This is a genomic window from Actinosynnema sp. NPDC050801 (genome assembly GCF_040673975.1).
Taxonomy (GTDB): Bacteria; Actinomycetota; Actinomycetes; order Mycobacteriales; family Pseudonocardiaceae; genus Actinosynnema.
Genome location: NZ_JBFAQZ010000024.1, coordinates 43,999 through 58,644 on the forward strand (window position 1 = coordinate 43,999; position 14,646 = coordinate 58,644).

Sequence of the window (14,646 nt, forward strand, 5' to 3'; positions counted from 1 at the left end):
GATTCAGCCGGGCGCAGCGGCGTTACTTCGGTCCGGTGCCTTTGAGGTAGCGCAGGACCGCGGTGACGCGCCGGTCGGCCCGGTCGTCGGGTGCGAGGTCGAGCTTGGCGAAGATGCTGCGAATGTGCTTGTGCACCCCACCCTCGGTGATGACGAGCCGCTCGGCGATGGCGGCGTTACCGAGCCCTTCGGCCATGAGCGCGAGCACGTCCCGTTCCCGGGGACTCAACCGGCCCAGCGCGCTGGTGTGCGGGTTGCGGGCCAGCAGTTGGCCCACCACCTCGGGGTCAACGGCAGTGCCACCGCCCGCCACGCGGTGCAGCGCGCTCAAGAACTCCTCGACCCGTCCCACTCGCTCCTTCAGCAGGTAACCGAGCCGGTCGGCGCCGGCGGCGAGCAGTTCGGTGGCGAACGCCTGCTCCACGTACGCCGAGAGCACGAGCACCGCGAGGCCGGGTCGGCGTCGTCGCGCCTCGACCGCCGCCACGATCCCCTCGTTGGTGTGGGTGGGCGGCATCCGCACGTCGACGATGGCGACGTCCGGCTCGTGCTCGGCCACCGCGGCCAGGAACGACTCCGGCGTGTCGGTGGTGGACACCACGTCCAGCGATTCGGCGCGCAGCAGCAGCGCCAACCCCTCGCGCAGCAGCGGGTCGTCCTCCGCGATCACGATCCGCACGGCAGCTCCACTTCCATCGTCGTAGGCCCGCCGAGCGGGCTGTCGAGGGTGAGGCGACCGTCGTGCGCCTCGACCCGTCGGCGGATGCCGGACAGGCCCGACCCGCCGAGCTCGTCCGCGCCACCCCGGCCGTCGTCGCCGATCCGCAGCAGCAACCGATCCCCCTCCCGCCTCACCGCCACCACGGCGCTCCCGGCGCCGCTGTGCTTGGACACGTTGGAGAGGGCTTCGGCCACCACGAAGTACGCGGTGGCCTCGACCGAGGCGGCGCACCGGCCCGGCACGTCCACCACCAGCTCGCAAGGCACACCGCAGCTGCCCGCGAGGCCGGCCAGGGCACCGGTGAGCCCGCGGTCGGCCAGCACCGGGGGCAGGATGCCGCGGACCACCGCCCGCAGCTCGGCGAGCGCCTGCTCGGCGGCGTCCTGCGCCCGGTCCAGCACCGCACCCACCGCTGCCGGATCCCGGTCCACGGCCCGCCGCGCGGCACCGAGCAGCACGGCCACCGCGACCAGCCGGTTCTGCGTGCCGTCGTGCAGCGACCGCTCGATGCGACGCAGCTCGGCGGCGTGCGCGTCGAGAGCGGCGGCACGGGTGGCAGTCAGCTCGACGACCCGCAGCGAGAGGTCGACACCCGCGGGCGGCGCCAGCAGGTGCCGGCCCGGCCACTCCTGCGCCCGGACGAGCACCGGAGCCAGCCCGACGATGAAGGCGCCGCAGAACACGCCGGTCAGCGCCACGACCAACGCGCCGGTCAGATCGGTGACATCCCAGAAGACGTCCCAGAAGAGGAAACTGGGGGTGTTGTCCACGGGCGGCAGCAGGCGGTACCAGAACGGGTACGTCGTGTTCTGCAGCATCGTGACCGGCATCGCGAGCCCGATGAACCCCGCCACCAGGCCTGCCGTGGCGTGCAGCGGCAGCCAGGCCAGCTCACGCCGCACGGTCACGTCCCGCACCGCGGCGCGCGCCTGCCGCGGCACTGGGCCGGGGGCGAGGACACCGAGCCGGGCCCGTTCCCGGTTCGCGACCGCCCGCAGCACACGCAGGGCGGAGGGCACCAGGACAACGCCGACACCGACGCAGCTGAGCAGCGCGACCACGCCGGACCAGATCAGGACGGTCAACGCGAGCAGCGCTGTACCGAGGCCGCCGACCAAGCGCGCGACAGCGTCGAACGACGCCAGCAGGCGCTTCCGCACCTGTGCCATGCCACCCCCCTCCGAACCTTAACCGATCAACAGAACCCCATGGTGCACGCGAATCGAGCTGCCCGTCGTGACTTGCCCGGCTGAACGACGGCCTCGTGGTGCCATCACCACTCCGGTTGTCCAGTGGGCTGGATTGTTCACCGAGGTGGAGATGAGCAGCCTCGATCCCGTCGGCCATCGCAGGACCGACATCCGTGTAACCCGGGAGTTGTCTGCCTTGTTCACGTCCTCTTCTCAGCGAGATCGGTCCTCTTCCTCGCCGCACCGCCGCGCGGTCGCCGTGACGGCGGTGGTGGCAGCCGCGGCGGGTGGCCTCGCGTTCGGCGGCCCGGTCCAGGCCGCCCGGGCCGCGCACCGCCCCGACGTGGTCCAGCAGAGCCTGGACAAGCTCGTCGGTGTCGACCGGCACCCTGGGGCGCTGACCGCCATCCGGGACCGGCACGGCCGGACCCGCCACTACACGGCCGGGGTCGGCGACCTGCGGACCGGCAGCAAGGTGCCGGTGAACGGCAGGGTGCGGATCGGCAGCGCGAGCAAGATGTTCGCCTCCGTCGTCGTGCTGCAGCTCGTCGGTGAGGGCCGCGTGGAACTCGACGCGTCGATCGAGACGTACCTGCCCGGCCTGGTGCGGGGCACAGGCGTGGACGCCACCACCATCACGGTCCGCCAACTGCTGCAGCACAACAGCGGCCTGCCGGACTACACCGACTCGATGTTCAAGACCAAGGGCGACTTCCTGCCGTACCAGCACGTCTACCTCGAACCCCGGGAACTGCTCGACCTGGCGAACGCCAGGGAGAACGGCGCGCCCGCCGGCGGCGGCTGGTCCTACAGCAACACGAACTACGTCCTGGCAGGCCTGATCGCCCAGCGGCTCACCGGCCGCCCGTTCAACGAACTGGTGACCACCCGGATCATCCAGCGGATCGGTCTGCGCGACACGTACGCGCCCGAGGTCGGAGAAGAGGACATCCGCGGCCGACACCCCAGGGGCTACCAGCGCGACCCGGCGACCGACGAACTGGTCGACTTCACGCGGATGGACCCGAGCTGGGGTTGGGCCGCCGGTCACCTGGTCTCCACGCCGAACGACCTCAACACGTTCGTGCGCGCGCTGCTGGACGGGAAGTTGCTCGATCCGGCCCAGCTGGCCCAGATGCGCACCACCATCCCGACGGACCCGAAATCCGGGTCAGGCTACGGACTCGGCCTGTTCAGCACGCCGTTGAGCTGCGGAGGAGTCGCGTGGGGCCACGGCGGCGACATCCCGGGCTACGCGACCGTCAACGCGGCCACCGATGACGGCCGCGCGGCGACTCTCGTGGTCACCTCGCTCACTGGGTCGGTGAAGGACGGGTCCGTCGCCGCGGACCGGGGTGCGCTCGTCGACGCCGCGCTGTGCGCGAACTGAGGCCCGGCTGAAGGGTCGATTCCCTCACCCGGGCAGTCGTACGACAAGGGCTCGGGCGCGGTGTGCGTGCACACCGCGCCCGGGCCCTTGCCCGTTCCCACTTCCGGTGCCGCCGAAGGTAGTGCTGGCTGCACCGGAAGTGTGCAGTACAAGGGATCGTGAGGCGCCGGGACCACGACAACACTGATCGAGCCAGTGCGAACCGCTCAATTGGGGAGTGTCCCTTGTCGAAGGATCTCAGTCGTCCGACCCGAACCCGCCCAGGTCCTACGCGCCGGCGCCGCGTGGTCGCCGCGGCGATGGCGGCGATGGCGGTCGCCGGACTCGCGCTGACGGAGGTGGCGTCGGCGGGCGCGTCAGGTGACAGGTCGAGGTCGGGTCACGACAAGGCGCTGCAGGCGGGCCTGGAGGCGCTGGTCGCCGACGGATCGCTGCCCGGGATGCTGATGTCGGTGCGAGACCGGAACGGGCGGGTGACGAACTACACCGCCGGGGTGGGTGATGTCCGGACGAAGTCGAAGGTGCCGACGGACGGTTACGTCCGGATCGCCAGCATCACGAAGATGTTCACCGCTGTGGCGACCCTGCAGTTGGCCGACGAGGGCAAGCTCGCGCTGGACGACACGGTGGAGAAGTTCCTGCCGGGCGTGGTGCGGGGCACCGGCGACGGTGCGGCGATCGACGGTCGGACGATCACGATCAGGCAATTGCTGAACCACACCAGTGGGATGCCCACCGGAGTCCCCTTCATGTCCAACGGGATCCTGCCGGTCAAGGACCGCTACTTCGAGACTCGCGAGATGTTGGACGCGGCGCTGGCGCAAGCACCGACGTTCGCTCCGGGACAGGACAGGGTGTGGGCGTACAGCAACACCGGCTACATGCTGCTGGGCCTGGTGGCGCAAAGAGCGGCGGGACGGCCCTTCGCCGAGGTGGTCACGGACAGGATCATCAACCGGATCGGGCTGAAGGAGACGTACTACCCGGGTCCGGGCGACCGGGACATCCGTGCCCCGCACCCCCAGGGTTACCTGTTTCCCAAGGGCGACAAGGGTGAGCCGATCGCCGGTGATCTGATCGACATCACCCGGTTCGACCCGTCGATCGCCGGTGCCGCGGGGCAGATGATCGCCACCCCGAGTGACTTGAACAAGTTCCTGGTGGCCCTGCAGGACGGTCAACTGCTCAAGCCCGCTCGGCTGGCGGAGATGCGTCAGACCGTGGACGCGCCCGGCCTCTTCGAGGGTTGGCGCTACGGTCTGGGCGTCATCGAGATGAAGCTCAGCTGCGGGATCACCGCGTACGGCCACGGCGGCGACGCCGACGGCTTCCAGACCCGCGCCGCCATCACCCCCGACGGCCGGGCAGTCGCCGTCGCCGGGACGAATGACGAAGTCCACCAGTACGAGGTCATCGCCCTCTTCGACAAGGCCCTGTGTGCCACGAAGTAGGAACCGTCGTGCTCAATCCGCTCACAGGTCGGTGCGGTGGACGCACCACCGCACCGACATGTGAGACTTCGTCGAATCAGGCAGGGCCGCAGACTCAGCCCTTGCCACTGACCGGATCTCGTCCAGCAGACAATCCGCACCGCAGTCGCCTCCGAAACGCACAGACCGCACCACATCAACGAACTGCGCTGAACAACCAGCAATCCATGCCAAACTGCGGCGAAGTGCAGCCAACAAAGCTGAGCCTCACTCTGCCAGTGCTGTTCCACAAGTGCTCTGACCGGCGCAAACAGGGAACCGGCACGTCAGCCGGGGCTGTTCACCGCCGTTCGAAGCCGTCGCACGTCGTTCAACCCCATCGCCTGCTCCAGATCTGCTCCAACACAGCGGTGTGAACGACAGTGGCCTTCACCCAACCCGGGCCCCGACTCGCGACGAACTGCGCTCAGTCGTCCTCCGCCACCTCATCATCGACCACCTCGGCGCCGTTCCACACGAACCGGGCCGTGGTGACGGCGTCGTCGTCGCCCCCGCTGATCAACTGGTGGATCGCGATCCCGTCCAACTCGCGATAGGTGCACCACTCGTGGTCGGAGGTGAGGACCAGGTCGAGGTCCAGCGCCGACAGCAGTGCGAACACCTGACCGCGGTTGACGCTGTCGACGCCGACGAAGACCTCGTCGAGCAGGATGACCCGAGGTGCTCCGGCAACGGCCTGGTAGTGGGCGGCCACGGCGGCGAACAGCGGCAGGTGCAGCGCGATCGCTTTCTCCCCGCCCGACAGCGCACCGTGGAGCTTCTTGGTCAGGGGCTGCCAGCCGGTCCCGTTCATGCGGTCGACCTTCACCACGAACCTGTGCCAGGCGGTGTAGTCGAACACCTGCCCCAGCTGCTGCTCCCAGTTGGTGGCCGTCTCGTCGCCCTTGGCCTGCTCGACCCGGTCTCGGAAGAACCGGTGCAGCGACTCGCGGTCCTCCTCGGTCAACCGCACCGGGTCCTTGAGCAGGAGGTCACGCGCCGCTTTCGTGCCCGCTGGCAGCTCGGGCGAGACCTCCCACACCAACCGCACCGCCACCTTGGAGGCGGTGCGCACGCGCTCCAAGCGGGCGTTCATGCCGTCGACCAGGTCGTGCGCCTGCCGTATCCGGGCGGCGAGGTGGCGGCGCGTGTCCCCCGTGAGGGTCCGGTCGAACAGCTCGCGCTCCTGCGCGGTGATGTCCTCCCTGCTGCGTTCCGCTTCGGACCGCAGCAGGTCGAACAGCGCCGAAGCACCGATCCTCACCCCGTCCACCATCGCGGAGAAGACCTGGACGTCCTCGTCGGAGTCGAGCTCGAGGTCGGCCCGACCACCCAGCACCTCGCGGGAGGCGTGCACCTCCTCCGCCAACCGGTGTGCGGCGTCGCCGAGGTTCTTCGGCGAGTGGGCCAGCGTCGGCCACGTGGCAGCGATCGACCTCGCCGCGTCGAGCGCTGCCCGGACACCGCTCGACGCCGTCAGCACCTGCCTGAACGCGGCGAGGTCGTCCAGACCGCTGTCGGCGGGCAGGCTGCCGTCCGCCAAGTGCCGAAACCGCGCTGCGGCCTGGTCGCGCACCTCGGTGGCGCGGTCGCGGTCACGCGCGTCGGTAGCCCGCTGGGCAGTCAGTTCTCCCAGGCGCACGGCCAGGGTGCCGATCTCGTTCTGGTTGGCACGCGCCTCCCGCCTGACCGAACCCAACTGCTCGCGCAGCGCGGCGAGTTCGTCCAGCACCTGCCGGTAGTCGACGCCGATGGTGCCCTCCACGGCGTCCAGCTCGCTGTCGAGCCCGCGGGCCACGGCTTCAGCGTCGTCCGCCTCGTCCTCGCGCTGTTCCGCGGCGAGCCGGGACCGCTGGGCATGCTCAGCGGTCCGGTCCGCTTCCCGACGTGCCGTGAGCAGGGCGGCGTGCTCGTCGATCCAGGCGTCGGATGCGGTCCGGAAGGCGTCCAGGGCGGCCACGACGGCGGTGAGCGCGTTCCGCTCGGTAGGCAGGCCGTGTTCGGCTGCCGTCGTGGTCAACGCGCGCAGGGCGCGGTCCACACGCTGCTCGCTCTTCGCCAAGCCGTCCAGTGACCGCCGAACCACGCCGTCGGCGCTCGAGACAGCCGAGTCGGCTCTGGTCAGGGCCTCCAGCGCCGCGTTCGCGTCGGCGTGGTCGGGCCGAGCGCGCCGGTCGGCCTCGACGTCGGACCTGCGTCCGGCCAGCGACCGCAAGGCGGCCGCATGCGTCTCGATCAGCTCCTCCGACGCGGCAATCCGCTCACGCAGTTCGGTCAATCGGCGCTGCCGGGCCCGTTGCCTGGCGAGCGCGCCGATGTGCGAGGCCTCGTCCTTGTGCCAAGTGCCGCGCAGGTTGCCCATGCGCCAACCACCGTCGGCTCCGATGGCGACCGGGTGCGCTCCGGGCAGACTCTCCCCGTAGGCCACGCCACCGAGCAGGCGGGCGACGACGTCGGCGGCCACGGGCGCGTCGCCCTCCGGTACGAGGACGTCGGTTAGTGAGCGACCCGGTGCCGGCGGCACGGCACCGGGCACGGCGAACGTGTCGTGCCCGGCGACCACGCCGTCGTGGCCGACCCAGGCGTCCAGTAGCCCGGACGCCTGGAGCGCGGCCTCCACCGAAGCGCGGACGTCGTCGGGCACCGCGTCGGCGAAGCGGACCAGGCGCCACAGCGGCGCACCGGTCATGGCCCCTCGGTCCGCGGTGCGCGTGTGCGGCGGCTGGGGAGGCAGGTCCTCCTCGGTCAGCAGTCGCCGGACCTCGTCGCGCAGGGCATCCCGATCGCGCTCGGCGGTCTCCAGCGCTGTCCCGACCAGGGTCTCTTCCCGGGTGATGGCGCCCAGCACGCGGCTCGCGGCAGAATCGACCTCGGTCAGCACGGCGGTCTCCGACGCCGCGAGGTCCGCCAGTGCCGCGGGGTCGGCGAAGGTCAGCTCACGGCAGCCCGTCGTCCACGCCAGGATCGCGGCCCGGAGCTCCGCGAGCGCCGCCTCGCGCCGGTCGGCGATCTCGGCCCGCCGTTCGGTGACCTCCGCCAGGGCTTCCCGTGCCTCGTCGAGCGCGTGTTCCGCGTCCCGTCTGCTGTTGACCGCCACCTCGTGCTCGTTCAGGGCGGCGCGCACGGCCTCGACCTGCTCGGCACGCGCCTGAACCGCGGCGCGCAGCAGAGCCCGGGACCGCGAGGGGTCGGCGAGGACGCGGGCGATCTCGGCGTGCACCGAGGCGAGACCGACACGGGTGGCTGCGGTCGAGGCGCCGTCGGCCAGCGCTCGCGCGGTTGCGGCCCGTGCCTCCGCGTGCCGGGCAGCGGCGTCGGCCGCTTCCGCGTCGGTCCGGGCGACCTGGCGGTGGCGAGTCGCGTCGACGCGCCTCTTCCCGGCGGTCGCACGAGCCTCGCGCACGCGAGTCCGCAGCCGGTCGAGCTGTTCACCCTTCCGGTACGCCTCGCTGCCGGTCAGGCCCTGGATGCGCCCTTCCGTCTCGACGATGCGCTGCTCCAGCAGCTCGCCGCGTTCTTCGGCCTCTTGTTTGCGCTGCGCGGCGCGGCGGTGCTCGTCTTCCGAGAGTTTCGCGGCGTCCGCCAGGTTGCCCAGTTCCGTGGTGGCGGAGATCAGCTTCGCCGCTGCGGCCCGTAGCACGCGCTGCGCGTACGCGCGTTGCCTGGTTTTGAGGTGCTGTGCGGCCTCCACCTCCGCGTCGAGGCGTTTGAGCTGTTCACGCTGCCGGTCCAAGCGCTCGAAGCCCTCCGCGAGGTCGCTGATCTCCGCCTCGCCCAGTGGCGGCAGCGCCTTGGACAGCAACGTGGACAGCAGCCCGGGGTCGAGCCGCTGGGAGAGCTTCGGCGTGCGGAGTTGGAGCAGGGCCGTGATGAGCGCGTCGTAGCGCTGCTCGCTCAAGCCGGGGAACAGGGTCGAGCGCACGGCCGCCCGGTAGTCGGCCGCGTTCTGGTGGAGCGTGCCCCGGTCACCGAGCGCGGCTTCCAGGGCCTTGGTGGTGAGGGGCGCGCTGTTCGGGTCGGCGAGGGTGAGGCCACCCGGCACGCCGATGCGCTGCCCGGTGGTGAAGTAATCAGGGTGCACCGCGGTGGTGTGCTTGGTCGCGGCCAGCCGCGCGCCGCACGAGAACCACTTGTCCGGCGTGCCGTCCGCACCGGGGAAGCGGAACTCCAGCCACACGTACCCGACTCTCGTGGTGCCGGTCGCCCCTTCCCCCATCAGGTTCCAGTGCATGGTGCGCTCGGACGTGCCGAACGTGGAGAGCCGGTTGGCGCGCAGGTTGGCGTCGAACAGGAACGGCAGGAGCAGTTCCAGCGCCTTCGACTTGCCGGTGCCGTTGGGGCCGCGCAGCAACAACCGTCCCTTGTGGAACCTGAAGACCTCGTCGTAGTAGCGCCACACGTTCAGGATCCCGGCGCGTTCGGGCACCCACCTGACCACCGTCTCCGGCGCGGCACCGCTCTCCGTGCGTGGCAGCTCGGTCACCGTCATGAGTCGTCCTCGACGTCGTCGGCACTCGTTCGGGTCACCGCGTAGCGGGTGGCGGCGGGCCGGGCACGCACGACACCGCTGTCGAGCCGGACGAGGCCGAACTCCCTGAGCACGTCCAGCGCGTCGGCGACCAGCCGCGTGGCACCGTCCTCGCCGCGGTAGCCCTTGGCCCACTTGGGGAAGCGGCCGAGCAGTGCGTCCGCCTCGGCGCGCAGCTGCTCGACCGCGACCGGTCCGGGTGCGGACGTGATCACGTCCAGGAGCAGCAGGGCGGCGACCTTGGCGTTGCCGGCGTCGTCGGGGAACCGACTGTCCGTGGCCACGCCGTCCGGGTCGATCAACATGACGCCTTCGGCACGTTCCTCCACCAGCAACCCCGCTTGGTCGGCGGCCCGGCGCAGGAGCTGCCCGCCGGTCGGTGACTCCAGGTAAGCCAGTTCCGCGGGGGTCAGGTCGTCGCGGTGCACGACCGGGTCGTCGACCAGCTTGCGGAACACCGAGTGCCGCAGCCAGAGGTTGCGCTGGACCTCGGACACCGGCTCGTCGGCATCGCCGTAACGCCGTTCGCGGGACAGCCGGGTCAGCAGCTCGGTGAAGCGCAGCGGCACCTCGTCGGCAGGGACCGCGACCTGTGAGGCACCGACCGGTGCCGCCAGCAGGCGCATGAGCAGCGTCGCGTCGACCCGGTAGAGGACTTTCGCGTCGGCGGAGTCCACGAACGACTCCGTGGCGCCGTCCACCACTTCGACCGCACCGACCGACTCCAGCAGTCGCAGCGCGTCGACGAACGCCATCCGCTCGGCGCGGCTGGACGTGTCGAACGGCGGCAACACCGGGTCCACGGCCGACGCCTGGACAACGCGGTCCGCCAGCAATCCGACCGTGGTCACCGGCACCCCCAGCAGCTCGGCGGCCACCACGCACAGCAGGGTGTACCGGCGGCGGTCGAACGGCGCCCGCCCCGTGCGGTGCCGTCGCGCCGGGCGGGTGGGGTCGATGGCGACCCGGACCTTGGCCAACCGCGCGTACCCCAGGCGGGGTTCGACGATCAGCGACCACCCGCAGTAGTAGTCGAACCACTTCTCGACGGGTTCGCGCCGCCTGCGCACGAGGTCGAAGGCCTCCGGTGCGGCCCTGGCGCCGATCAGCGGTGTCGCCAGCAGCAAGCGGATCGCCCGCGCGACCTCCTCGCGCTCCGCGATGACCAGCTGGTTCGCCAGGTTGCTCATCCGGTCGCCACTCCTTCGGTCGCCCCCTGCGGCCGCCGTGCCGCGCGACCACCCGGCGTGCGGATCTCGACGTCGTAGTCCGGGCCGGTGAACACGCCGCGCGACGTCCTGAGCACCGCCTGCTCGCGGTGCGCCTCCGGCGGCTTCAACAGGATCTCCACCCGCCCGTCGCCCGTGGTGGCCCGGTGGACGCCGTGCCGGTCCGGTGCCACGGCCAACGCCCGCCCGAGCAGGTCGAGCAGCCGTTCGAGCACCTCGTGGTCCAACCGACCGAACTGCGACAACCTCATGCCACCACCGGTGTCCAACCGGTCCCACGCGGCCTTCAGCGCGGCCCGCTCCGCACGAGCCGACTCGGCACGCGCCGCCTTGACCGCGGCCACGTCGCGCACCCGCCCGGTGCGGCTGAACCGCTCGGTCCGCCCCGCGCTGCGCAGCAACGCCGACACCTCCACCGGTGGCGCGTCGACCCACCGGGCGGACGACGCCACGAGTTCCGGGTCGGGGTGTGCGAGGTGCGCGTGCCGGGCCGAGCCGAGCCCGAAGGCGGTCGACCACAGCAGGTGCAGGTCCTCCTCGGTCGGTGCGACCGCGAACCAGCGCGCCAGCTCGCGGAAGTCGGCCGCCGCGCTGGTCGACCTGCGCCTGGACTCGGTGATCCGGTCGAGCACCTGCAACAAGGCGATGATCGCGCGCCTGGCGACCACGAACAGCTGCTGAACCCTGGGCGTGCCGCCGTCCACCGGCAGGAACCACGCACGCAGCCCTTCCCACCTGGCCCGGCGCAGCTCCAACCACGCCACCGCCGGATCCCCGCCCGCGGTGGGCGGGAGTTCGGCTCCCGCCAGCGCGCGGTGGTGCAGGAGGGCCACTCCCCGGGCCTCGACCAACTCGACCCGGTTGGCGATCGCGTGCGCCCGCTGCTCCAGGTGCGTGGTGAACTCCTGGAGGTACGCCACGGTCGCCGACTTGACCTCGCGGAACGTCTCCTGGTCGGCTCCCTCGGCGCGCAGCAGGCGCTGCAGCTCGCCGTTGAACTGCTTGGTGTTGCCCCGCAACGCCTCCAGGTGCCCCTCCAGCTCGACCAGCGTGCCGAAGACCCGGCGATCCGGCACACCGGGATCGCCCAGCTGCGCGACCAGCTCACCGAGCCGGTCGGCGATCGCGTCGAGCACCGCCGTCTGGAGTGCGCCCGTCGAGGCCAGCACGCCCATCGCGTGCACCACACCGGCGAGGGCGGCTTCACCCCGCTTGGTCAAGGAGTACTGGAGGTTGCGCCGCTCGTACTCGTCGGCGGTCCGGTAGTTCTCGGCGTGGTTCTGGGTGACGTCGAGCAGTCGCCAGTCGCGCAGGCTCCCCAGCGCTTCGGTCAGGTCCTTGTCGTCCAGCGGGTCGAGCCACCCCACCGAGCGGAGCCGCGCTCGCACGTCGTCCAGCCCGAGAGCGGTCTCCAACCGCTCGTTGGCCTCACCGAACGCGTGCAGGATCACCACGTACAGCTCGGCCCGCTCGCCCGTGGTGAACCGGAACATCTCCGGCGGCACGCGCATGGCGTCCAAGAGCACCCTCCTCCCACCGGGCGAGCACGCTACGGCAGACCGCCGACATCCCGTCCGCAATCGTCGAGTTCGTCCAACAGCCGCGCGGTGACCCGTTCCTCCGGGACCGCCAGCCCGTGCTCGCGCATCGCGTCCGCCAGCCCGCCGTCCCACGGCGCCTCGGTGACCCGCCCCACCGATGTGCCGGCGCGTGCGCTGCCCAGCGCCAGCAGGTAGTCGTCGGTGGCCATGCGCCACGGCACGGCGCCGGTGCGCGCCACCACGTGCGCGGCGATCCGCACACCCTCGCCGTCGAAGTCCCCGTGGTAGTGGAGGGTCGCCCCGGCCGTGGTCAGGCCACGCAGGAGCACGATCACCGCGCTGTTGGGCCAACCCGACGTGCACACCGCCGGCGGGCACGAAGCCCCGAACCGGGCCACCGCCACCGCGAGCACGCTCGGGTTCTCGAACACCCACACGTCCTCAGGTGTCCCGACGAACGAGGTCGCCCGGACCTGCGCCAGCGTCAGGGCCGCGACGTGCCCCGCATCGGCGCACACGCGCAGCACACCGCCTCCGACACCACCCAACCGCAGGCCGGCGGCCAGGACGACCGAGGACAACTCGTCCTCGACCACCCCCGCTCGCTCCCACAGCGCCCGCCGCTCCTGCGCGTCTCCCGGCAGGTCGACGCCGTAGAGCGCCGCCAGCGCCCGCAGGACCAACCCGGCGCACCGCGTTCCCTCGTCCAGTGCGTGCGGATCGCCGAGGACGGCCTCCGCCAGCACCGGCAGCGGCACACCGGTCGCGGGCAACGCGGCGACGACCCGCAGAGCCCGGTCGAGCCCGTCCCGCGTGCGCTCAACGGAGCCACCGACGAGCCCGGCCCGCCGAACAGCGTCCACCCACTCCAGCAACGCCGGCTGTGCCGTCACCACGGGGTGCCGGGTCGCCCACTCCCAGAGCTCGGCCCGCGCCACGTCTGCGAGCGCCCGCCGCGCGGCCCGGTCGTCCAGTGGTCCCAGCAGCGCCGCGACCACTTCGCGCACGCCTGCCCCCACGGACGAGACCAGCAACTCGTCGAGCGCGGCCACCGACACCATCGCGTACTCACCCGGCAGGCGCTCGTCCCCCAGCAGGTCAGCCACGGCCGATCGCTGCTCGTCATCGAGAGGGCCCACCCTCACCCGGCGGACCTGCCGCCCCGACGACAACCGGTCGTGCACAGCCCGCCACAAGGGCCGCAGGGCGACGGAATCGAGCCCGTTCAACGAACGCACGACCCCAACCCTGTCAGAGCCCACCTCCGCGGACTCCGGCCGGGATGACGTGCCCCAGCTTGAGCAGGGCCTTGCGGAACTTCAGCTCCTGGTCCGGCCGGACGGCGAGGTGGCGGTCACCGATCGGACGGCACAGCGCGCGAATCGCGCGGTCGCGCGTGATCAACGCGGCGAGCGCGGGATCGGCGCACTCGATGACGCGGACGTGGCCGAGATCGGTCAGCTGCGAGCTCCGCCGCTCGACGTCCGCGACCAGCGTGCGCAACGCGTCGGGCAGGTCGTGCTCGGTCCGCTCGGCGAGGAAGTCGACGAATTCGGCGAGGTCGCGACCGTTGTCGAGCGCCATGAGCAGGCTGGCCGCCGACACCGTCCAGACGCGGTCGGCGGTCTGCTCCGCGTGGGCGGACAGGACGAGCCGGTCCGCGGCGCCGATGTCGCCCATGGCGACGACGTCGAGGTTGGGCAGCACCTTCAGCGGCCGGGTCCCGGCGGTCCGGGGCTGAGGCGGTTGGTACGCATCGGTCAGGCCGAGGGCGTAGGAGCCCAGCGCGGTGAGCCTGATCGCCACGAGCCCGTCGTAGCGGCTCAACGCCTCCAGGTCGTCACCACCCCAGTTGTCGACGTAGTCGTCGCGCGCACCGCGTGGGTCGACGTAGTCGAGGTCGATCAACCCGAGCGTGCCCGCGTACTCGAACAACACGGCCAGGGTGTAGCGACCTTCGAGGAGGTCCCAGTCGTGGTGCTCCGCGTAGCCGAGGCTGCCGTACTCCGGGTCGACGAGGTAGAGCTTCCACAGCGCCATGTCGGTGCGGGCGATGGTGGGGCTCATGTTGCCGCGCCGCATGGTGGTGAACAGGGAGTCCACGTCGACCCACTTGTCCGGCGGACAGGTGGCCAGCGCCGCGGCGACCGCCTGCCGCCGGGTCTTGGCCGCGGTGAGCACGTTGCGGGCTTGCTGACCCTTGATCTGCTCGACCCGGCTGAACTCGTCGATCACCGCGTGGGTGAGCCAGCGCCGCCACAAGCCGCGAATGGCCTCGGCAGACGGTTTCCCGAGCACCGCACGGCCTTTCGTGGTCAACCGGAGGCGGGTGCCGTCGAGCGAGGCGAGGCCACCGGCCTGGAGCAACAGCGGCCACGCGAACGCCGCGATGGGCTCCTCGGGGTAGAAGTCGCCGTTCACCAGGTGCGCGCCGACGGTGCGCACAGTCGCGGCGGACGGGCGACTGGTCTTGTCGCTGCACCGCACCTCCCCGGCCGCGCAGAGTTCGAGCACGGCGCGCAGGTTGGCCAGTGCTTCCTCCTCGGTGAACCTCACCTGCTCCGGAGAGGAGTCCACC

The 14,646-nt window shown here is 71.5% G+C and carries 9 protein-coding genes; 2 read left to right on the forward strand and 7 right to left on the reverse strand.

Translation table 11 applies throughout. The features are described from left to right. Nucleotides 1-22: 22 nt before the first annotated feature. Nucleotides 23-679 (reverse strand): response regulator transcription factor, encoded by a 657-nt coding sequence (locus AB0K14_RS34565; RefSeq protein ID WP_360458740.1) that lies wholly within the window; start codon nt 677-679, stop codon nt 23-25. Continuing rightward, nucleotides 667-1,890 carry a sensor domain-containing protein gene (locus tag AB0K14_RS34570; RefSeq protein WP_360458743.1) on the reverse strand — a complete coding sequence of 408 codons (1,224 nt, stop codon included), beginning with the start codon at nt 1,888-1,890 and terminating at the stop codon, nt 667-669. The genes AB0K14_RS34565 and AB0K14_RS34570 overlap by 13 nt, the downstream gene beginning before the upstream one ends. A gap of 280 nt (nt 1,891-2,170) precedes the next feature. Here AB0K14_RS34570 and AB0K14_RS34575 point away from each other — a divergent pair, with 280 nt between their 5' ends. Together AB0K14_RS34575 and AB0K14_RS34580 are read left to right on the forward strand one after the other, a co-directional pair. Continuing rightward, nucleotides 2,171-3,301, forward strand: coding sequence for a serine hydrolase domain-containing protein (locus AB0K14_RS34575; protein WP_360458745.1), 1,131 nt, complete (start codon nt 2,171-2,173; stop codon nt 3,299-3,301). Nucleotides 3,302-3,585: 284 nt separating this feature from the next. After that, a complete protein-coding gene (locus tag AB0K14_RS34580; protein ID WP_360458748.1) occupies nt 3,586-4,752 on the forward strand; it encodes a serine hydrolase domain-containing protein in 1,167 nt (388 codons plus the stop codon). Between the two features lie 445 nt (nt 4,753-5,197). On the opposite strand, the gene AB0K14_RS34585 is transcribed toward AB0K14_RS34580, so the two are convergent. From AB0K14_RS34585 to AB0K14_RS34605, 5 genes are read right to left on the reverse strand one after another with little or no spacing between them, the layout of a single operon-like run. After that, a complete protein-coding gene (locus AB0K14_RS34585; RefSeq protein ID WP_360458751.1) occupies nt 5,198-9,259 on the reverse strand; it encodes a TIGR02680 family protein in 4,062 nt (1,353 codons plus the stop codon). Then, complete coding sequence (locus AB0K14_RS34590) at nt 9,256-10,488, reverse strand: TIGR02678 family protein (protein WP_360458754.1); 1,233 nt, start codon at nt 10,486-10,488, stop codon at nt 9,256-9,258. The genes AB0K14_RS34585 and AB0K14_RS34590 overlap by 4 nt, the downstream gene beginning before the upstream one ends. Continuing rightward, the gene (locus tag AB0K14_RS34595; RefSeq protein WP_360458757.1) at nt 10,485-12,047 is read right to left on the reverse strand and encodes a TIGR02677 family protein; all 1,563 of its coding nucleotides are present in this window, start codon (nt 12,045-12,047) and stop codon (nt 10,485-10,487) included. Before AB0K14_RS34595 ends, AB0K14_RS34590 begins: the two co-directional genes overlap by 4 nt. Before the next feature lie 29 nt (nt 12,048-12,076). Then, nucleotides 12,077-13,330: a TIGR02679 family protein gene (locus tag AB0K14_RS34600; RefSeq protein ID WP_360458759.1), complete on the reverse strand. Its 1,254-nt coding sequence runs from the start codon at nt 13,328-13,330 to the stop codon at nt 12,077-12,079. Further along, the gene (locus AB0K14_RS34605; RefSeq protein ID WP_360458762.1) at nt 13,320-14,645 is read right to left on the reverse strand and encodes a helicase-associated domain-containing protein; all 1,326 of its coding nucleotides are present in this window, start codon (nt 14,643-14,645) and stop codon (nt 13,320-13,322) included. The genes AB0K14_RS34600 and AB0K14_RS34605 overlap by 11 nt, the downstream gene beginning before the upstream one ends. Nucleotide 14,646: the final 1 nt, after the last annotated feature.

Bases quoted from the DNA above. Each gene is read 5' to 3' on its own strand.
- AB0K14_RS34570 (WP_360458743.1), bottom strand. From the start codon at position 1,890: ATGGCACAGGTGCGGAAGCGCCTGCTGGCGTCGTTCGACGCTGTCGCG.
- AB0K14_RS34585 (WP_360458751.1), bottom strand. From the start codon at position 9,259: ATGACGGTGACCGAGCTGCCACGCACGGAGAGCGGTGCCGCGCCGGAG.
- AB0K14_RS34590 (WP_360458754.1), bottom strand. From the start codon at position 10,488: ATGAGCAACCTGGCGAACCAGCTGGTCATCGCGGAGCGCGAGGAGGTC.